Genomic DNA, 17,819 nt, shown 5'->3' on the forward strand with positions numbered 1-17,819 from the left:
CGTCGGGCGTTGAGGACGGCGTGGCATCCATCCCGCTCCGTCTCGCCGTCCTCGGTGACTCCATCGGCTACGGGCAGGGCGCCCACCGCCCCGAGGAGCGGCTCGGCCCGCGCCTGGCCGCCGCCCTGGGCGACGAGGGCTTCGACGTCGACCTGCACGTGGCCGCGGTGCCCCGGTCGACGTCGGCGGAGCTCGCCGCGCAGGTGCGCCGGGTCGAGCCGCTGCGCCCGGACCTCGCCGTCGTCGTGATCGGCGCGAACGATCTCGCCCGGTTCGTGCCGCCCGCCGATGCCGCGCGTGCGCTGCACAGCGCGGTGGTGGGCCTGCGGGCCGCAGGTGCCGACGTCGTCGTCGTCCCGGCGCCGGACATGTCGGTGGTGCCGTTCGTCCCGCCGGCGCTGCGACGGCTGGTGCAGTCGGCCTGCTCGGTGCTCCAGCGCCACCAGGAGGAGGTGGCCCGCGCGACGGGCGCGAGCTTCGCCGACATCGGCCCGCAGGTCGGCGCCGCGTTCGCCGCCGATCCGCAGATGTTCTCCGCCGACCGGTTCCACCCGTCCTCGGCCGGCTATGCCCGGATCGTCGAGGCCCTCGCCCCCGCGGTGATCGCCGCGGCCCGGGCCCGGGGGACGTCGGCCGCCTGAGCCGTCAAGGCAGGTGGGCTGCCAACAGCTCAGCAAGGTGCTGGCCTTGCCGGCCGGCCAGCTGGTCGAGCTGCGTCCGGCAGGAGAAGCCGTCGGCCAGGAGCACGGCGTCCGGGCCGGCCGTCCGGACGGCGGGCAGCAGCTGCTGCTCGGCGATCGTCACCGACACGTCGTGGTGGCCGCGCTCGACGCCCCAGTTCCCGGCCAGCCCGCAGCAGCCGCCGAGCCGGGTGACCGTGGCCCCGGCCCGCTCCAGCAGCCGGGCGTCGGGCGACCAGCCCAGCACCGAGGCGTGGTGGCAGTGCGGCTGCGCGACGATCTCCACCCCGGCCAGCGAGGGTGGCTCCCAGCCGTCGGTGCCGGTGAGCAGTTCGGCCAGGGTGCGCGTCGCCGCGGCCACCCGCTCGGCCGCCGCGCCGGGCACCAGCTCGAGGGCGTCGCCCCTCAGGACGGCGGTGCACGAGGGCTCCACGCCCACGATGGGGACGCCGTCCTGCGCGAGCCGGTCGAGCGTCGCGACCGTCGCACCCAGGGTCCTCCGCGCGGCGTCGAGCTGGCCGGTGGTGATCCAGGTGAGCGCGCAGCAGGTGTCGTCGCCGGGCACCTGCACCGCGTAGCCGGCCGCCTCGAGCACCCGCGCGGCGGCCATCGCCACGTGCGGCGCGAAGTGGTCGGTGAACGAGTCCACCCACAGCGCGACCACCTTCCCGCCCGCCCCGCCGGACGCCCGCGGGCGGACGGCCCACTGCTGCCGGAAGGTCCGCGCGGCGAACGGCGGCACCTGGCGCCGCTGGTCCATCCCGGCCGACCACTTCGCCAGCCGGCCGCCCAGCCGCGAGCCGAGCACCGCGTTGACCGCCCGGGGGGCCCGCGCCGCGAGGTCGGCCCAGCGGGGCAGCCGCCCCAGCGTGTAGTGCGGGCGCGGACGCAGCCGGCGCCGGTAGGACTGGTGCAGCACCTCGGCCTTGTAGGTCGCCATGTCGACACCGGTCGGGCAGTCGCGCGAGCACCCCTTGCAGGACAGGCAGAGGTCGAGGGCGTCGTGCACCTCGGGCGCCCGCCAGCCGTTCACCGGCCCGCCCGGCGCGAGCATCTCCTGCAGCACCCGGGCACGCCCACGAGTGGTGTCCTTCTCCTCCCGGGTGGCGGCCCACGAGGGGCACATGACCGTGGCCGGCAGGTCGGCCCGGCACTTGCCGACGCCGGTGCAGCGGTGCACCGCGGCGGAGAAGTCGCCGCCGTCGTGCCGGTAGGCCAGGGCGAGCCCCTCGCGCCGGTGCGGGGCGGCCGCGACCCGCACGTCGGCGTCGACCTTCGCCGGCCGCACCAGCACGCCCGGGTTGAGTACGTCGTCCGGATCGAACAGGCCCTTGACCCGGGAGAACAGGTCGATCGCGGCCGGCGAGTACATGATCGGGAGCAGTTCGCTGCGGGCCCGACCGTCGCCGTGCTCGCCCGACAGCGAGCCGCCGTACCTGGCGACCAGCCGCGCCGCGTCCTCCACGAACGCCCGGTAGACCGGACGTCCGCGGTCGGTGCCGAACGGGAAGTCGATCCGGACGTGCACGCACCCGTCGCCGAAGTGGCCGTACGGCAGGCCCTGCAACCCGTACTGGTCGAGCAGCGCCTCGAACTCGCGCAGGTACTCACCCAACCGCGCGGGCGGGACGGCGGCGTCCTCCCAGCCGGCGTGCGCGGGCCGCCCCTCGCTGGTGCGCGCGGCCAGCCCCGCGCCGTCCTCGCGGATCCGCCAGATCGCCGCCGCGTGCGCCGGATCGGTGACCAGGAGGGAGTCCAGAGCCCCGGCGTCGGCCAGGACCTGCTGCGCCTTCGCCGCCACCTCGGTGGCGCTGTCGCCGGTGAGCTCGACGATCAGCCACCCCTCCCCGCGGGGCAGCTCCGGGACGACGGCCGCCGGCACGTCGCGCAGCCGCTGCACGATGCGGGCGTCGAGGCCCTCGACGGCGGTGGGGCCGTGCGGCAGCAGCGCCGGAGTCGCGTCGGCGGCCTCGGCCATCGAGGCGTACCCGAGGACGACGAGTCCGCGGTGCGGGGCGTCGGCGACCAGCCGGACCGTCGCTCCCAGCACCAGCGCGAGCGTGCCCTCGCTGCCGACCAGCGCGCGGGCCACGTCGAAGCCGCGCTCGGGGAGCAGGTGCTCCAGGGAGTAGCCCGACACCTGGCGCCCGAACCGGCCGAGCTCGGTGCGGATGGTGGCGAGCTCGCCGTCGACCAGGCGCCGCAGCTCGTCGAGGATCCCGCCGCTGCCGGTCGGCGCGAGCGACAGCCGGTCGCCCGTCCCGGTGACCACCTCGAGGCCGACGACGTTGTCCGAGGTCCGCCCGTAGCCCAGCGCGCGGGAGCCGCACGCGTTGTTGCCGATCATCCCGCCGACGGTGCAGCGGTTGTGCGTGCTCGGGTCGGGGCCGAACCGCAGTCCGCGCGGCTGCACCGCCCGTTGCAGCGCCGCCTGCACGACGCCCGGTTCGATGGTCGCCGTCCGGGCCTCGACGTCGACGTCGAGCACGCGCGACAGGTGCTTGCTGGTGTCGACCACGACACCCGGCCCGACGGCGTTGCCGGCGATCGAGGTTCCGGCGCCCCGCATCGTCAGGGGCACTCCGAGCTCTCGGCAGACCGACAGGGCCGCCACGACCTCGTCGGCATGCCGCGGCCGGACGACCGCCCGGGGGAGGACGCGGTACAGCGAGCCGTCGGAGGAGTACAGCGCCCGGGCGAGCCCCGAGCCGTCGACCTCGGCGAGGCCGGCCCGACGCAACGCCGCGGTCAGGTCGTCGTCGGTCACCACAGGTGCAGCGACCGCCGGAAGATGCCGGCCACGTCGTCCTCGGTGACGTCCTTCGGTGCGGTGGCGAGCAGGCGCTGCTGCTTCATCGTGCCGTCGACCAGATCGGGGATGTCGCCCTCGTCGTAGCCCACGGCAGCGATGCCGTTCGGGATGTCGATGTCGCGCATCAGGTCGACCAGCACGGTCGGCAGGAACTCGCGCGCGTCCGTCGGCACGCCGGCGTTCGGGGCGAGCAGCTGCGCGGCGCGGACGTGCCGGTCGGGGGAGGCGTCGAACGTGAACCGGAAGGCCTCGGGCGCCGTCAGCGACACCGACATCCCGTGCGGCACCATCGGCTCGTCGGGCGGGTAGTCCTTGGGGTGGAAGTCCTTCACCTGCCCGGCGATCGGGTAGGCGTTGGCGTGCGGGATGTGCACCCCCGCGTTGCCGAAACCCATCCCGGCGAAGGTCGCGGCCATCGCCATCTCGCCGCGCGCCCGCTCGTCGTCGCCGTGGCGGACCGCGCGCCGGAACGAGCCGGCGAGCAGCGTCAGCGACTTCTCCGCCCACATGTCGGAGATCGGGTTGGCCCCGCAGTAGGGCACCCGCTGCTCGGGCGTCTTGCGCTCGTAGGTCGTGTACGGCCGGGACGTGTAGCTCTCCAGCGCGTGGCAGAGGATGTCCATGCCCGACGCGGCGGTGACCCCCGGCGGCTGGGTGAGGGTGAGCGCCGGGTCGATCACCGCGAGCGTGGGACGCAGCCGCGCGTGGCTGATGCCGGTCTTCACCTTCAGCGACAGGACGTCGAGCACGCAGATCGTGGTGCTCTCCGAGCCGGTGCCGGTCGTCGTGGGAACGGCGACCAGCGGGTTGAGCGGGTTGACCGGCGCCGTGCCGCGCCCGACGGGCTTGTTGATGTAGTCCATCAGCTCGCCGGGGTTGGTCGTGAGCAGGTTGATCGCCTTGGCGGTGTCGATGGCCGAGCCGCCCCCGACGGCGACGATCGCGTCCCAGGGCCCGTGCTCGCGGGCCCAGCCGACGGCGTACTCGAGGCTCTCGTCGGTCGGCTCGACGTGCGTGCCGTCGAAGACCACGGCCTCGATGCCGAACTGCGTCATCTGGTCGGCGACGCGCTGCGGCGTGCCGGTGGCGGCCAGCCCGGGGTCGGTGACGACCAGGGCCCGCTTCGCGCCGGTCTGCGCGAGGTCGTAGCCGATCTCGTCGGCGGCGCCGGAGCCGAACTTCAGCTGCGGGGCCCCGTAGGTGAAGACGCTCTCGGGGTTCGCGGGGGAGTAGGCGGCCACGGTCGGTCCTTTCCGCTCGTCGGAGCCCCGAGTCTGCTGCCCCCTCGGCACGGCGGCGAACGCGGGGGCACCCACCGGTCACCGACGGCCGCTAACGTCGCGGAATGGTGAGGACGCAGATCGAGGCGGAGCCGCTCGACAGCGAGGAACTGGACGCCATCAACGCCTGGTGGCGGGCGGCGAACTATCTGGCGGTCGGCCAGATCTACCTGATGGGCAACCCGCTGCTCCGGGAGCCGCTGCGTCCCGAGCACATCAAGCCCCGGCTGCTGGGGCACTGGGGCACGACGCCCGGGCTCAACTTCGTCTACGCCCACCTCAACCGGGTGATCGCCGCGCGCGACCTCGACTGCATGTACGTGATCGGCCCCGGGCACGGCGGCCCCGGCCCGGTCGCGTCGTCCTGGCTGGAGGGCACCTACAGCGAGGTCTATCCCGACGTCAGCCAGGACGAGCCGGGCATGCGGCGGCTGTTCACCCAGTTCAGCTTCCCGGGCGGCATCCCGAGCCACGTGGCCCCGGAGACGCCGGGCTCCATCCACGAGGGCGGTGAGCTGGGCTACGCGCTCGTGCACGCCTACGGCGCTGCGTTCGACAACCCGGAGCTCGTCGTCGCGGCGGTCGTCGGGGACGGCGAGGCCGAGACCGGGCCGCTGGCCGCGAGCTGGCACGGCAACAAGTTCCTCGACCCGGCGCGCGACGGCGCCGTCCTGCCGATCCTGCACCTCAACGGCTACAAGATCGCCAACCCCACCGTGCTCGCCCGGATCCCGCGCGAGGAGCTGCTCGACCTGCTGCGCGGCTACGGGCACACCCCCTACCTCGTCGAGGGCGACGACCCCGAGACCATGCACCAGCAGTTCGCCGCCACCCTCGACCGCTGCCTGGACGAGATCGCCGACAACCAGCGGCGGGCTCGGGAGGAGGGCAGCACCGACCGGCCGAGCTGGCCGATGATCGTGCTGGCCACGCCCAAGGGCTGGACCGGCCCCAAAGAGGTCGACGGCGTGCCGGTGGAGGGCACCTGGCGGGCGCACCAGGTGCCGTTCGCCAACGCGCGGGGGGACGACGGCCACCGTGCGGTGCTCGAGGAGTGGATGCGCAGCTACCGGCCGGAGGAGCTCTTCGACGACGACGGCGCCCCCGTGCCGGCGATCCGCGATCTGCACCCGGACGGCGACCGGCGGATGAGTGCGAACCCGCACGCCAACGGCGGTCTGCTGCTGCGGCCGCTGCGGATGCCCGACTTCCGCGACCACGCCGTCGACGTCCCCGAGCCGGGCACCGGGGCCGTGGAGGCCACCCGCGTGCTGGGGACGTTCCTCCGCGACGTCATGGCCGAGAACATGGAGACCTTCCGGGTGTTCAGCCCCGACGAGAACAACTCCAACCGCCTGGGCGCCGTCCTCGACGTCACCGACCGCGCGTGGATGGCGGAGCGGCTGCCCGGCGACGACCACCTGGCCCCGGACGGCCGGGTCATGGAGGTGCTGTCGGAGCACCTGTGCCAGGGGTGGCTGGAGGGCTACCTGCTCACCGGCCGGCACGGGTTCTTCTCCTGCTACGAGGCGTTCATCCACGTCGTCGACTCGATGTTCAACCAGCACGCCAAGTGGCTGAAGACGACCAACGGCATCCCGTGGCGGCGTCCCATCGCCTCGCTGAACTACCTGCTGACCTCGCACGTCTGGCGGCAGGACCACAACGGGTTCTCCCACCAGGACCCGGGGTTCATCGACCACGTCGTGAACAAGAAGGCGCACGTGATCCGCGTGTACCTGCCCCCGGACGCGAACACGCTGCTCTCGGTGGCCGACCACTGCCTGCGCAGCCGGCAGTACGTCAACGTCATCGTGGCCGGCAAGCAGCCGGCCCTCCAGTACCTGTCGATGGACGACGCGGTCGAGCACTGCACGAAGGGGCTCGGCATCTGGTCCTGGGCCAGCACCGACGACGGCACCGAGCCCGACGTCGTCCTGGCCTGCGCCGGCGACGTGCCGACGATGGAGACCCTCGCGGCCGTCGAGATCCTGCGCGGGTACTTCCCGGACCTGCGGATGCGCGTGGTCAACGTCGTCGACCTGATGCGCCTGCAGGACGACCGCGAGCATCCCCACGGCCTCTCCGACGTCGCGTTCGACTCCTACTTCACCGCGGACAAGCCGGTGATCTTCGCCTACCACGGCTATCCCTGGCTGATCCACCGCCTGACCTACCGGCGGACCAACCACGACAACTTCCACGTCCGCGGCTACGTGGAGGAGGGGACGACGACGACGCCCTTCGACATGTGCGTCATGAATCGGCTGGACCGCTTCGACCTGGCGATCGACGTGATCGACCGGGTGCCGCGACTGCGCACGGTGGGCGCGCACGCCCGCGACCGGCTGCGCGACCAGCTGAGCGAGCACCGGCGGTACGTGCGCACCCACGGCGAGGACCTCCCGGAGATCCGCGACTGGCAGTGGGGTGCTCACCGGGGACCACAGGTGACCGGCGGGAACGAGCCGCTGCACGAGCCCGAGGCATGAGGCTGCTCGTCGTCAACGCGGGATCCAGCAGCCTGAAGCTGGCCCGGCTCGACGCCGCCGGCGCCGTCACGGCGGCCGTCACCGTGGAGGCGTGGCAGGGGCAGGACCACCTGGAGCCGCTCGAGGCCTTCCTCGGCGGGTGCGGGCCGGTCGACGCGGTCGGGCACCGCATCGTGCACGGCGGGCCGCGGCACACCGGACCGGCGCGCCTGGACGACGACGTGGTCGCGTACCTCGACTCGATCAGCCATCTCGCGCCGCTGCACAACCCGCGGGCCCTGGCCGGCGTCCGCTCGGTGCACGCCCTGCTGCCCGACGTGCCGGCGGTCGCCTGCTTCGACACCACCTTCCACGCGACGCTGCCGCCGGCCGCGCGCACCTACGCGGTGCCGCGGGAGTGGACGCAGCGATGGCAGCTGCGCCGGTACGGCTTCCACGGCCTCTCGCACGCCTACGCGGCGCGCCGCGGAGCCGAGCTCGCCGGCCGGCCCCCGGAGGAGCTGCGCATGGTGACCGCGCACCTCGGCGCCGGGGCCTCGCTGGCCGCCGTGCGCAACGGGGTCTCGGTCGACACCACGATGGGCTTCACGCCGCTGGCCGGGCTGGTCATGAACACCCGCCCGGGCACCCTCGACCCCGGCCTGCTGCTGTGGCTGCTCCAGCAGGGGTCGGTGCCTCCGGACGAGCTGGGTGACGTGCTCGAGCACCGGTCGGGGCTGAAGGGGCTCTCCGGCACCTCCGGCGACCTGCGGGAGGTCCTCGCCGGGCGGGCGGCCGGGGACGCGGCGTGCGCGCTGGCGTTCGACGTCTACCTGCACCGGCTGGCCCGGGAGACCGCCGCGATGACGGCGGCCACCGGCGGGCTCGAGCTGCTGGTGCTCACCGGCGGGGTGGGGGAGCACGCCTGGCAGGTCCGTGCGGAGCTCGCCGCGGCGCTGTCCCACCTGGGGATCGCGCTGGACGACGCGGTCAACCGGGTGACCACGGCCGACGCCGTCATCAGCGCACCCGGGGCGCCGGTGACGGCCGTCGTCGTCACCGCACGCGAGGACCTCGAGATCCGTCGGCAGGTTCTCGAGGTCCTCGGCGGCTGACGATCAGCTGTTCGGGGGCTCGTCCTTGCCGGCCTCCTCCAGCCGGTCGGCCTCCTCCTTGGTCGCGTGCACGGCCTGGTCGGCGTGCTCCGGCGGGCCGTAGACGGTGTAGAGGATCAGCGGGTTCTCGCCGGTGTTGAGGAAGTTGTGCTTCTTCCCGGCGGGGACGACGACGAGGTCCCCCTGGGCGACGTTGCGCTCGGCGCCCGAGACGATCGCCTTCCCGGTGCCGCTGACGAAGGTGAGGATCTGGTCGACCTCGTGCACCTCCTCGCCGATCTCACCGCCCTTCGGGATGGTCATGATCACCAGCTGGGTGTGCTCGCCGGTCCACAGCACGCGACGGAAGTCGGGGCTCTTCTCGGCTTCGGTGGCGATCGTGTAGTGGATGACGGACGCCATGACGGCGCTCCTCTCGGCTCGGGTTCACGGGACGTGTGGCCCACCGGGACGGGGCCCGATTGGACGACTGCGCTGGTCGTGCCCCCGGGAGGCGCCCCCTAGTCCTCGTTCACCGGACGGAGTCGACGGACCCGCCGCGCGGCGCCCCGATCGGGTGTCCCCCACACGGGTGAATCCCGTGCCGACACCCCGCCGTGAACGATCACGGCTGCCCACGGTCACGCCGGTCGGGTGAAAGACACCTGGTCAGGGGATCACTCCGGCGGGGACCCGGCTTGTGGCGGCGGCCACTGCTCATCTAGCTTTCCTCGGCTGGTACCACGCGGTACTGGTCTGCACCACTCAGGAGCCGGCCCTTCTCCTCCGAGGTCCGCCACGCTCCGCCGACGCCGGGCATCGTCGCCCGGCGCCATTCGATAGGAGTTCTGTGTACAGAGATCGAGTTCAGAAGGGTGGCCGTCGGTACGTCGGTCCCGCGGTGCTGCTCGGCGCCGCCGCGGCCTCGACGGCTTTCCTGCTGCTCATGGGCACCGTGTCCGCGGGCGCGGGCGACGTCCGTGACGGGGCGATCCGGTTGAACGCCGGCCAGTCCGAGTTCGCCGGCGGCTGGGACAAGCTGTCCGGCGGTGTCCAGGACCTCCACGCGGGCGCGGCCCAGGTGGCCGACGGCACCGACACGTACGTCGCCGGCGTGCAGCAGTACAGCGGCGGCGTGAACCAGTACGTCGACGGTGTCGGCCAGCTGGCGGACGGGTCCAGGCAGCTCGCCGACGGCTCCGGCGAAGCGGCCGCGGGTGCGAACAAGCTGGAGAAGGGCGCCGTCGATCTCAACGCCGGCGTCGCGAAGCTCTCCACCGGTTCGGTCGCGGTCAGCAAGGGGGCGAACGACGTCGCCGCCGGGCTGGGCACGCTCCGGGCGAAGACCGCGCCAGACAGCGAGCTCCGTCAGGGTGCCGCGGCCGTGGCGGTGGGCGGGAATGACCTCGCCGCCGGGCTCACGACCGCCAGCGGCGGCCTCGCCAAGGCGCAGGCCGGACTGGAGACGGTGAGCTCCAACGCCGACACGGCCATGGCGAAGATCGGGGCGGCCGGGACCAACGTCGCCCAGCTCAAGGCGGCCGTGGCCCAGCTCCGGACCGACGACGTTCTCACCGTGGCTCAGGCGGACGCCTTGACGGCCCTCGCCGACCAGGCCCTGGGGAGCATCGGCGCCGCCGGCACGGGCGTGGGCACCGCGCAGGCCTACATCGCGGGCATCCCCGGTACGCAGGGGCTCCGCGACGGCCTGGCCCAGCTGAAGGCCGGCGTGGACACCCAGCTCCTGCCGGGCGCCGGCAAGCTCGCCGCGGGTGGTCAGCAGCTCGCCGGCGGCATCGACCAGCTGAACGCGGGCATCGGTCAGGCGGGCGCGGGGGCCACCACCCTCGCGGCCGGCGCGGGCCAGCTCTCGGGCGGCCTGGGCGACGCGGCCAAGGGCTCGGCCACCTTGCGGGCGGGTGCCGGCGACCTCGCCGACGGCGTCGGTGAGCTCGCGGCCGGGAACCGGAAGCTCGACGACGGCGTCGGTCAGCTCACCGCCAACAACGGTCAGCTGACCGAGGGTGGTGCCGCTCTCATCGCGGGCGGCAGCGAGCTGCAGGCCGGCGTCCACAAGCTGGCGGGGGGCACCGGCGACCTCGCCGACGGCGCCGGCCAGCTGGACGACGGGATGCTCAAGCTCGCGGCCGGTCAGAAGAAGCTGGCCGACGGAGCCACCGACCTCGACGACGGCGTCGGCGCGTTCGCGCCCTCGCGTCTCGCGCTGCCCGTGGGCATCGCGTTCGTCGTCATCGCCCTGGTGATGGCGGCCATGCGGATCCGCCGGACCTCGCAGGCAGGTCACGCCGCGGACTGACGTCCCGCGTCCGCACCGCCACCGCGGCCCGTCTCCCTCGTGGAGGCGGGCCGCGGTGCGTGTGCGGGGCCTCTGACCTCAGCGTCGTTCGAGCAGTCCGATGACGACGTCGGCGGCGACGTCGGCGTCGTCCCCGAGCCGGGCGGCGTCCCCTCGCTCGACCCGCGCGAGGATCAGCTCGTTGATGCCGCCGACCGCCGCGACGACGAGCTCCCGGGGCACGGCGCGGACCTCGTCCGGGTGCTCGGCCGAGAGCTCGGCGGCGAACGCGGTGATCAGGTCCACGTACCGGTCGATGACCACCCGGCGCAGGGCCAGGGCGGGCCGCCCGGCGGCCTGCACCTCGATCAGTGCCGCCCACGCGACGTCGGGGCCGGCGGCCAGCGCCGCCAGGTAGGCGCCGATGACGCTGCGCAGCCGGTCCCGCCAGGGCAGCCCGGCACCGCGGGCCTCCTCCTGCGCCTGGCGCACGGTCTCCAGGACGTGGTCGGTGGAGCGGGTGTAGAGCTCGAGCAGGCACTGCTCCTTGTCCCGGAAGTGCGCGTAGACGATGGTCTTGGAGACCCGTCCGGCGCGGGCGATGTCGGCGATCGTCGTCGCCTGGTAGCCCTTCGCGGCCATGCTGGCGGCGAGGGCGCGGAGGATGCGTCCCCGGCGCTGGCCGTCGTCGACCTCGGGATCGTCGGCCGGATCCACCAGATTGCGCATCGCAGGGCACTGTAATGGGCACATCCGGGCCGGTGACCGAACTCACCGGGTGGTTTCGGAAGGTGTGCCACGGTGACGACGTCATCCTGAGGTGACCATGCCGATCGCTCCCGCCCGGGCCGCCGGGCCGTCCGCCCGCGCCTACGCGGCGTGGCTGGTCGCGCTGTCGGCCTACGTGCTTGCGGTGTTCCACCGGGCATCGCTCGGCGTGGCTGCCGTCGACGCCCAGGAGCGGTTCTCCGCGGGCGCATCGGCGATCTCGCTGTTCCTGGTCCTGCAGCTGGCGGTGTACGCCGCCCTGCAGGTGCCGGTCGGCGTCGCGCTGGACCGGTTCGGCTCCCGGCGGATGATCCTCGCCGGCGCCGTCACGATGGCCGCGGGTCAGCTCGTGCTGGCCCTCGCCTCCGACGTGCCGTCCGCGGTCGCCGCGCGCGTCCTCGTCGGCGCAGGCGACGCCATGACCTTCATCAGCGTGCTGCGGGTGATCGGCATGTGGTTCCCCGGCCCGACCGTCCCGCTGATCACGCAGCTGACCGGGATCTTCGGCCAGCTGGGTTCGATCGCCGCGGCCTATCCGCTGGTGGCCCTGCTGCACGGCACCTCGTGGCGGACGACGTTCCTCGGCGCGGCCGGGGTCGGCGTGCTCGTCGCCGTCCTCGTCGCCGTCGCCCTGCGCGACGCCCCCGCCGGGTCAGCCGTGCCGCCGCCGACCCCGCTGTCGGAGCTGCGCGGGCGCCTGCTCGACACCTGGCGGGAGCCCGGCACCCGCATCGGGCTCTACACGCACCTGGTCACCCAGTTCTCCGGCACGGTGTTCGCGCTGCTCTGGGGTTATCCGTTCCTGGTCGTGGGGGAGGGGCGGTCCCCGGCGACGGCGGCCGGCCTGCTCACGCTGCTGGTCGTGGTCGGCATGGGCGTCGGACCGCTGCTCGGCCGCCTGTGCGGACGCTGGCCGCTGCGCCGCTCGGTCCTCGTCTTCGGGATCCTGGCGGTGACGGCGAGCATGTGGACCGTCGTCCTCCTGCTGCCCGGCCGCGCTCCGCTGTGGCTGCTGGTCCTGCTCGTCGTCGTCCTGGGCACCAACGGGCCGGGCTCGATGATCGGGTTCGACTTCGCCCGCACCTGGAACCCCGTGGAGCGGCAGGGCAGCGCCAGCGGAGTGGTGAACGTGGGCGGGTTCGTCGCGTCGCTGCTGACCATCCTCGCCGTCGGCGCGGTGCTCGACCTGCTCACGCCGGGCGCGTCGACCGACTACAGCCTCGACGCCTTCCGGGCCGCGTTCTCGGTGCAGTACGTGTTCTGGGCGATCGGCCTGATCGGCGTGGTGCGGCACCGCCGCCAGCTGCGCGACCGGCTGGCCCGCGACGGCGTCGTCCTCGCGCCGCTGTACGCGGCCGTCGGGGCCCGGCTGCGTGGCGGGTCCGCCTACCGCTGACCGGAACCCGGCGCGGCCGCTCCTCTTGACGGGCAACCGTTCCCGAGGAGGGTGACGGCCATGAAGCCTGTGTCGCGGGCGGCGGCCGCCGGGCTGGCCGCGCTGGCCGGGGTCGCCGCCCGGGACCTGCTCCAGCGCGAGCACACCCTGCTGCGCAACTTCCCGGTCATCGGCCACGCCCGGTACCTGCTGGAGTCCGTCGGGCCCGAGCTGCGGCAGTACCTGGTCGCCGGCAACAACGAGGAGCGGCCGTTCACCCGCGACCAGCGGCGCTGGGTCTACGCGTCGGCGAAGCGGGACAACAACTACTTCGGGTTCGGCACCGACAACGACCTCGAGTACACCGCCGGCTACCCGGTCATCAACCACCGCACGTTCGGTCGCGCCGTCCCGCCCTCGCACCCCGCGTCCGCCGCTGACGTCGCCCTGCCGGTCGCGAAGGTGCTGGGCGGCGCCCGTGGTCGCGCGCAGGCGTTCCGGCCGGCGTCGGTCGTCAACATCTCGGCCATGAGCTTCGGCTCGCTGTCCGGTGCCGCGGTGGAGGCGCTGAACCGGGGGGCGGCGCTGGCCGGCTGCCTGCAGAACACCGGGGAGGGGGGCCTGTCGGTCCACCACCGGCACGGCGGGGAGCTGGTCTTCCAGATCGGGACGGCGTACTTCGGCTGCCGTGACGACCAGGGGCGGTTCGACCTCGACCGGCTGAAGGACCTCGTCGCCGGCGCCCCCGTGCGGGCGCTGGAGATCAAGATCAGCCAGGGCGCGAAGCCCGGGCTGGGCGGCGTGCTGCCCGCCGCCAAGGTCTCTGCCGAGATCGCCGCGGCCCGTGGCGTGCGCCAGGGCGTCGACTGCGTGAGCCCGTCGCGGCACGCCGAGTTCTCCGACACCGACAGCCTCCTGGACTGGGTCGAGCTGCTCGCCGACGAGACCGGGCTGCCGGTCGGCATCAAGTCCGCCGTCGGCGACATGCGCTTCTGGGGCGAGCTGTGCGAACAGATGGCCCGCACCGGGCGCGGCGTCGACTTCGTGACCATCGACGGCGGCGAGGGCGGCACCGGCGCGGCGCCGCTGATCTTCACCGACTCGGTGTCGGTGCCCTTCCAGCTGGGCTTCGCCCGGGTCTACTCGCTGTTCGCCCGGCACGGGCTGCACGAGCAGGTCGTGTTCATGGGCGCGGGGAAGCTCGGCCTGCCGGACAACGCGATCGTCGCCTTCGCCCTCGGCTGCGACATGGTGAACGTGGCGCGCGAGGCCATGCTCGCCATCGGCTGCATCCAGGCGCAGAAGTGCCACACCGACACCTGTCCGACCGGCGTGGCGACGCAGAACGCCTGGCTCGCGCACGGCCTCGACCCGGCCCTCAAATCGGTGCGCGTGGCCAACTACATCGCCACCCTGCGCCGCGACCTGGTGAAGGTCGCCGAGGCCTGCGGGGTCGAGCACCCCGGGTTGATCGAGTCCGACGTCGTCGAGGTGCTGGACGGCCGCACCTCCTCGACGCCGCTGCGCGACGTGTACGGCTACGAGCCGGGGTGGGGGATGCCGTCGCCGGCGGACCAGGCCGAGATCGTCCGGATCATGTCCGCCGAGGCGCCGCAGGGCGGCAGCGCCCCGCCGTCACCGGACGCCGTCGGCTGACTCCGGTAACGATCCGGCGCGCCGCGCGCGAACTCGTGGACACCGGCGTTCCGCATGGCTAGCTTCGCGGCCAACGACGACATCCGGGGAGGAGGGTCGGCATGCGCGGCAGCAGCTGGAGCTGAACCCGGACGGCGCGGCAGGCGCGTCAGCGGCGAAGAAGACTTGATCGAGGAGCCCGGTGCGGGGGATCCGCACCGGGCTCCTGCACGACCGACGGGGGTTGGGGATGGGGCGGGTGCGCGCACGGCTGGCCAGGCTGGCCGAGCCGCTGGCCGACGGGTCGGTGCGCCGGCTCTGGTACGCCCGCACGGTCTCCGAGGCGGGGGACTGGGCCGCCCGGATCGCCCTCACCCTGCACGTCTTCGCCGTGACCGGCAGCCCGCTCGCCGCCGCGGCCGTCACGGCCGTCTCGCTGCTGCCGCACCTGGGCATCGGCCAGCTGCTCGGCACCCTCGCCGACCGCTTCCCGCACCGCAGCGTGCTGGTGACGTCCGACGTCGTCCGCGGGCTGCTGTTCCTCCTGCTGGCGTTCACCGACCTGCCGGTGCCGGCGCTGCTGGGCGTGGCCTTCCTCGCCGGCCTCGCCGACCCGCCGTTCACCGCCGCCTACTCCGCCGCGCTGCCGCAGCTGGCCGGGGACCGCTACCTGGCCGCCCAGACGCTGTTCACGGCGACCCGCCAGGCGATGATCCTGCTCGGCTTCGCCGCGGGCGGCCTGCTCGTCGCGGCGGCCGGGACGTCGCTCGCCTTCGGGCTCAACGGCCTGTCCTTCTTCGCGGGGGCGCTGTTCATCGCGGGGATCCGGCCCACCCGGTCCCGGGACGCGGCCGACCGGGAGCCGCTGATCCGGCCCGCCGTCCGCGCCCTGACCTCCGACCGGCTGATCGTCGTCTCGGTCGCCGTCGTCACGCTGGGCACGCTGCTCGGCATGACCGTGGAGAGCCTGATGGTCGCCTACGCCGGGCACCTGGCGCTCGGCCCGACCGGCGCCGGGCTGCTGGCCACCGTGCCGCCGCTGGCGGCCATCGCGACGGCGTTCTTCCTGCCGACCGAGGGCGAGCACGCGCGCCTGGTGCGCCTGGTCTGCTGCACCGTCGCGGGAATGGCGACGATCTCGTTCGCCGTGTTCGTGCTGGACAGCCCGCTCCCGCTGGTGCTCGTCGGTTTCCTCGCCGCGGGCTCCCTGGACGTGATGACCGTTCCGGCCGGGGCCGTCATCGCGCAGCGGCTGCCGCAGGCCTCGCGCGGCACCGCGTTCTCGTTCCTCGAGGGCCTGTTGATGGTCAGCCACGCCGGCGGCGTGCTGGTGGCCGGCGCCCTGGCCACGGGGACGTCGGTGCCGACGGCGGCCGCGCTCATGACGCTGCCCGCCGTCGGCACCGCGGTGATCGGACTGCTCGCGCTCGGCCGGCGCGCTGCGGTCCGGCTGCCCGTCCCGGTCGCCGTCCCCGACTGATCCGGGCGGTCAGTGGCCCCGGAGCAGCTCCTCGAACGACGGGGTGCCGCCGAAGGGAGCGTCGAGTGCGTCGGCGCGCCGCGCGGTGGCCGGGCGGCCCGTGACCAGGTCGGCCAGCTCGGCCGCCGCCCGGTCGATACGGTCGGCCAGCGCACGGTCGACGCCGCCGCCGGCCCAGTCCTCCGACGCGGCGAACACCCCGGTCGGCACGGTCACCGCGCGCAGGTAGGCGAACAGCGGCCGCATCGCGTGCTCCAGCGCCAGGGAATGCCGCGCGGTGCCGGCAGTGGCCCCGAGCAGCACCGGCTTGCCGACCAGCGCGTCCTTGTCCAGGACGTCGAAGAACGTCTTGAACAGACCGCTGAACGAGGCGGAGAAGATCGGGCTCACCGCGATCAGCCCGTCGGCGCCGGTGACCGTGTCGACCGCGCTGCGCAGCGACTCGTTCGGGAAGCCGGTGAGCAGGTTGTCGGCGAGGTCGCGGGCGTGTGCCCGCAGCTCGACGACCTCGACGGTGGCGTCGTCCCCCCGGGCGCGCAGGGCGTCGACCGTGGCTGCGGTGAGCCGGTCGGCCAGCAGCCGGGTGGAGGACGGGTTGCTCAGCCCGCCACTGACGACGGCGAGCGTGCGGGTGCTCATCGGGCCTGTCCCGTCACGCTGTCGGCCGCGGCGTACACGGTCGAGTCCTTCGCGCCACCGGCGGCGGCGACCAGCGAGGCGTGCGTGGGCGCGTCCGGCACGTGCGCCGGCTTCAGCGCGGCGAACTCCTTGCGGAGCACCGGCACGACCTCCTCGCCCAGGAGGTCCAGCTGCTCGAGGACGGTCTTCAGCGGCAGGCCGGCGTGGTCGATGAGGAACAGCTGGCGCTGGTAGTCACCGACGTAGTCGCGGAAGCCGAGGGTCCGCTCGATGACCTGCTGCGGGCTGCCGACGGTCAGCGGCGTCTGGGAGGTGAACTCCTCCAGCGAGGGGCCGTGGCCGTAGACCGGGGCGACGTCGAAGTACGGGCGGAACTCCTTCACGGCGTCCTGGCTGTTCTTGCGCATGAACACCTGCCCGCCGAGGCCGACGATCGCCTGGTCGGCGCTGCCGTGGCCGTAGTGCTCGAAGCGGCGGCGGTAGAACTCGACCATCTTCTGGGTGTGCTCCGGCGGCCAGAAGATGTGGTTGTGGAAGAAGCCGTCGCCGTAGTAAGCGGCCTGCTCCGCGATCTGGGGGCTGCGGATCGAGCCGTGCCAGACGAACGGGGCCACGCCGTCCAGCGGGCGCGGGGTGGAAGTGAAGCCCTGCAGCGGAGTGCGATACTTGCCCTCCCAGTTCACGACGTCCTCGCGCCACAGCCGGCGCAGCAGTGCGTAGTTCTCGACCGCGAGCTCGATGCCGTCACGGATGTCCTTGCCGAACCACGGGTAGACCGGGCCGGTGTTGCCGCGGCCCATCATCAGGTCGACCCGGCCGTCGGCGAGGTGCTGGAGCATCGCGTAGTCCTCGGCGATCTTCACCGGGTCGTTGGTGGTGATCAGCGTGGTGGCGGTGGAGAGCTGCAGCGTCGAGGTCTGGGCAGCGACGTAGCCCAGGTAGGTGGTGGGGGAGGACATCACGAACGGCGGGTTGTGGTGCTCCCCGGTTGCGAAGACGTCGAGCCCGACCTCCTCGGTCTTCTTCGCGATCGCCACCATCGCCTTGATCCGCTCGGCCTCGCTCGGCGCGCGGCCGGTGGTGGGATCCGACGTGATGTCGCTGACGGAAAAGACTCCGAACTGCATCTCGATCTCCGTTGCTAGTTGAAAGTGCAACTACTGATCGGCTCAACGCAGGGTGCCCTCCCAATATGCCCGGTGCCGGGGGTCGCCGCGATCGGCACGGAACGTCACCGTCCTGGCACGCGGAGCGGAACTACGCCGGTGCCACTCGCCGCGCGGGTCACG

General features: G+C 73.5%; 13 protein-coding genes. 7 read left to right on the top strand and 6 right to left on the bottom strand.

The features are described 5' to 3' along the window. Positions 1-20: 20 nt before the first annotated feature. A complete protein-coding gene (locus AC2H4J_RS04860) occupies positions 21-641 on the top strand; it encodes an SGNH/GDSL hydrolase family protein (RefSeq protein WP_487463712.1) in 621 nt (206 codons plus the stop codon). A 4-nt stretch (positions 642-645) separates the two neighbouring features. On the opposite strand, the gene AC2H4J_RS04865 is transcribed toward AC2H4J_RS04860, so the two are convergent. Together AC2H4J_RS04865 and AC2H4J_RS04870 are read right to left on the bottom strand one after the other, a co-directional pair. Further along, a complete protein-coding gene (locus AC2H4J_RS04865; protein ID WP_487463713.1) occupies positions 646-3,447 on the bottom strand; it encodes an FAD-binding and (Fe-S)-binding domain-containing protein in 2,802 nt (933 codons plus the stop codon). Next, positions 3,444-4,733 carry a hydroxyacid-oxoacid transhydrogenase gene (locus AC2H4J_RS04870; protein WP_487463714.1) on the bottom strand — a complete coding sequence of 430 codons (1,290 nt, stop codon included), beginning with the start codon at positions 4,731-4,733 and terminating at the stop codon, positions 3,444-3,446. Before AC2H4J_RS04870 ends, AC2H4J_RS04865 begins: the two co-directional genes overlap by 4 nt. Before the next feature lie 104 nt (positions 4,734-4,837). Here AC2H4J_RS04870 and AC2H4J_RS04875 point away from each other — a divergent pair, with 104 nt between their 5' ends. Both AC2H4J_RS04875 and AC2H4J_RS04880 read left to right on the top strand, forming a co-directional pair. Beyond that, the gene (locus AC2H4J_RS04875) at positions 4,838-7,264 is read left to right on the top strand and encodes a phosphoketolase family protein (RefSeq protein WP_487463715.1); all 2,427 of its coding nucleotides are present in this window, start codon (positions 4,838-4,840) and stop codon (positions 7,262-7,264) included. Continuing rightward, a complete protein-coding gene (locus AC2H4J_RS04880; RefSeq protein WP_487463716.1) occupies positions 7,261-8,358 on the top strand; it encodes an acetate/propionate family kinase in 1,098 nt (365 codons plus the stop codon). Before AC2H4J_RS04875 ends, AC2H4J_RS04880 begins: the two co-directional genes overlap by 4 nt. 3 nt (positions 8,359-8,361) lie before the next feature. On the opposite strand, the gene AC2H4J_RS04885 is transcribed toward AC2H4J_RS04880, so the two are convergent. Continuing rightward, positions 8,362-8,760, bottom strand: coding sequence for a cupin domain-containing protein (locus AC2H4J_RS04885; protein WP_487463717.1), 399 nt, complete (start codon positions 8,758-8,760; stop codon positions 8,362-8,364). Between the two features lie 478 nt (positions 8,761-9,238). Between AC2H4J_RS04885 and AC2H4J_RS04890 the strand changes: the two genes are divergently transcribed. Then, positions 9,239-10,654 (top strand): hypothetical protein, encoded by a 1,416-nt coding sequence (locus AC2H4J_RS04890; protein WP_487463718.1) that lies wholly within the window; start codon positions 9,239-9,241, stop codon positions 10,652-10,654. Between the two features lie 78 nt (positions 10,655-10,732). On the opposite strand, the gene AC2H4J_RS04895 is transcribed toward AC2H4J_RS04890, so the two are convergent. Next, complete coding sequence (locus AC2H4J_RS04895; RefSeq protein WP_487463719.1) at positions 10,733-11,362, bottom strand: TetR/AcrR family transcriptional regulator; 630 nt, start codon at positions 11,360-11,362, stop codon at positions 10,733-10,735. A 97-nt stretch (positions 11,363-11,459) separates the two neighbouring features. Between AC2H4J_RS04895 and AC2H4J_RS04900 the strand changes: the two genes are divergently transcribed. The 3 genes from AC2H4J_RS04900 (at position 11,460) to AC2H4J_RS04910 (ending at position 15,891) form a co-directional block, all read left to right on the top strand. Beyond that, positions 11,460-12,797 (top strand): MFS transporter, encoded by a 1,338-nt coding sequence (locus tag AC2H4J_RS04900; protein WP_487463720.1) that lies wholly within the window; start codon positions 11,460-11,462, stop codon positions 12,795-12,797. A gap of 60 nt (positions 12,798-12,857) precedes the next feature. Then, positions 12,858-14,432, top strand: coding sequence for an FMN-binding glutamate synthase family protein (locus AC2H4J_RS04905; RefSeq protein WP_487463721.1), 1,575 nt, complete (start codon positions 12,858-12,860; stop codon positions 14,430-14,432). Positions 14,433-14,670: 238 nt separating this feature from the next. Continuing rightward, positions 14,671-15,891, top strand: a complete 1,221-nt coding sequence (locus AC2H4J_RS04910) for an MFS transporter (protein ID WP_487463722.1) — start codon at positions 14,671-14,673, stop codon at positions 15,889-15,891. A 9-nt stretch (positions 15,892-15,900) separates the two neighbouring features. Here the strand turns inward: AC2H4J_RS04910 and AC2H4J_RS04915 are convergent, their stop codons facing one another. Both AC2H4J_RS04915 and AC2H4J_RS04920 read right to left on the bottom strand, forming a co-directional pair. After that, entirely contained in the window at positions 15,901-16,530 is a 630-nt protein-coding gene (locus AC2H4J_RS04915; protein WP_487463723.1) for an FMN reductase, read from the bottom strand. Continuing rightward, positions 16,527-17,657 (bottom strand): LLM class flavin-dependent oxidoreductase, encoded by a 1,131-nt coding sequence (locus AC2H4J_RS04920; protein ID WP_487463724.1) that lies wholly within the window; start codon positions 17,655-17,657, stop codon positions 16,527-16,529. Before AC2H4J_RS04920 ends, AC2H4J_RS04915 begins: the two co-directional genes overlap by 4 nt. Positions 17,658-17,819 lie beyond the last annotated feature (162 nt).

This window comes from Blastococcus sp. OS1-29 (assembly GCF_057628075.1).

Excerpts from the sequence above, each read along its gene's own strand:
- AC2H4J_RS04895 (WP_487463719.1), bottom strand. The coding sequence starts at position 11,362 with ATGCGCAATCTGGTGGATCCGGCCGACGATCCCGAGGTCGACGACGGC.
- AC2H4J_RS04905 (WP_487463721.1), top strand. The coding sequence starts at position 12,858 with ATGAAGCCTGTGTCGCGGGCGGCGGCCGCCGGGCTGGCCGCGCTGGCC.
- AC2H4J_RS04875 (WP_487463715.1), top strand. The coding sequence starts at position 4,838 with ATGGTGAGGACGCAGATCGAGGCGGAGCCGCTCGACAGCGAGGAACTG.
- AC2H4J_RS04915 (WP_487463723.1), bottom strand. The coding sequence starts at position 16,530 with ATGAGCACCCGCACGCTCGCCGTCGTCAGTGGCGGGCTGAGCAACCCG.
- AC2H4J_RS04920 (WP_487463724.1), bottom strand. The coding sequence starts at position 17,657 with ATGCAGTTCGGAGTCTTTTCCGTCAGCGACATCACGTCGGATCCCACC.
- AC2H4J_RS04880 (WP_487463716.1), top strand. The coding sequence starts at position 7,261 with ATGAGGCTGCTCGTCGTCAACGCGGGATCCAGCAGCCTGAAGCTGGCC.
- AC2H4J_RS04900 (WP_487463720.1), top strand. The coding sequence starts at position 11,460 with ATGCCGATCGCTCCCGCCCGGGCCGCCGGGCCGTCCGCCCGCGCCTAC.
- AC2H4J_RS04885 (WP_487463717.1), bottom strand. The coding sequence starts at position 8,760 with ATGGCGTCCGTCATCCACTACACGATCGCCACCGAAGCCGAGAAGAGC.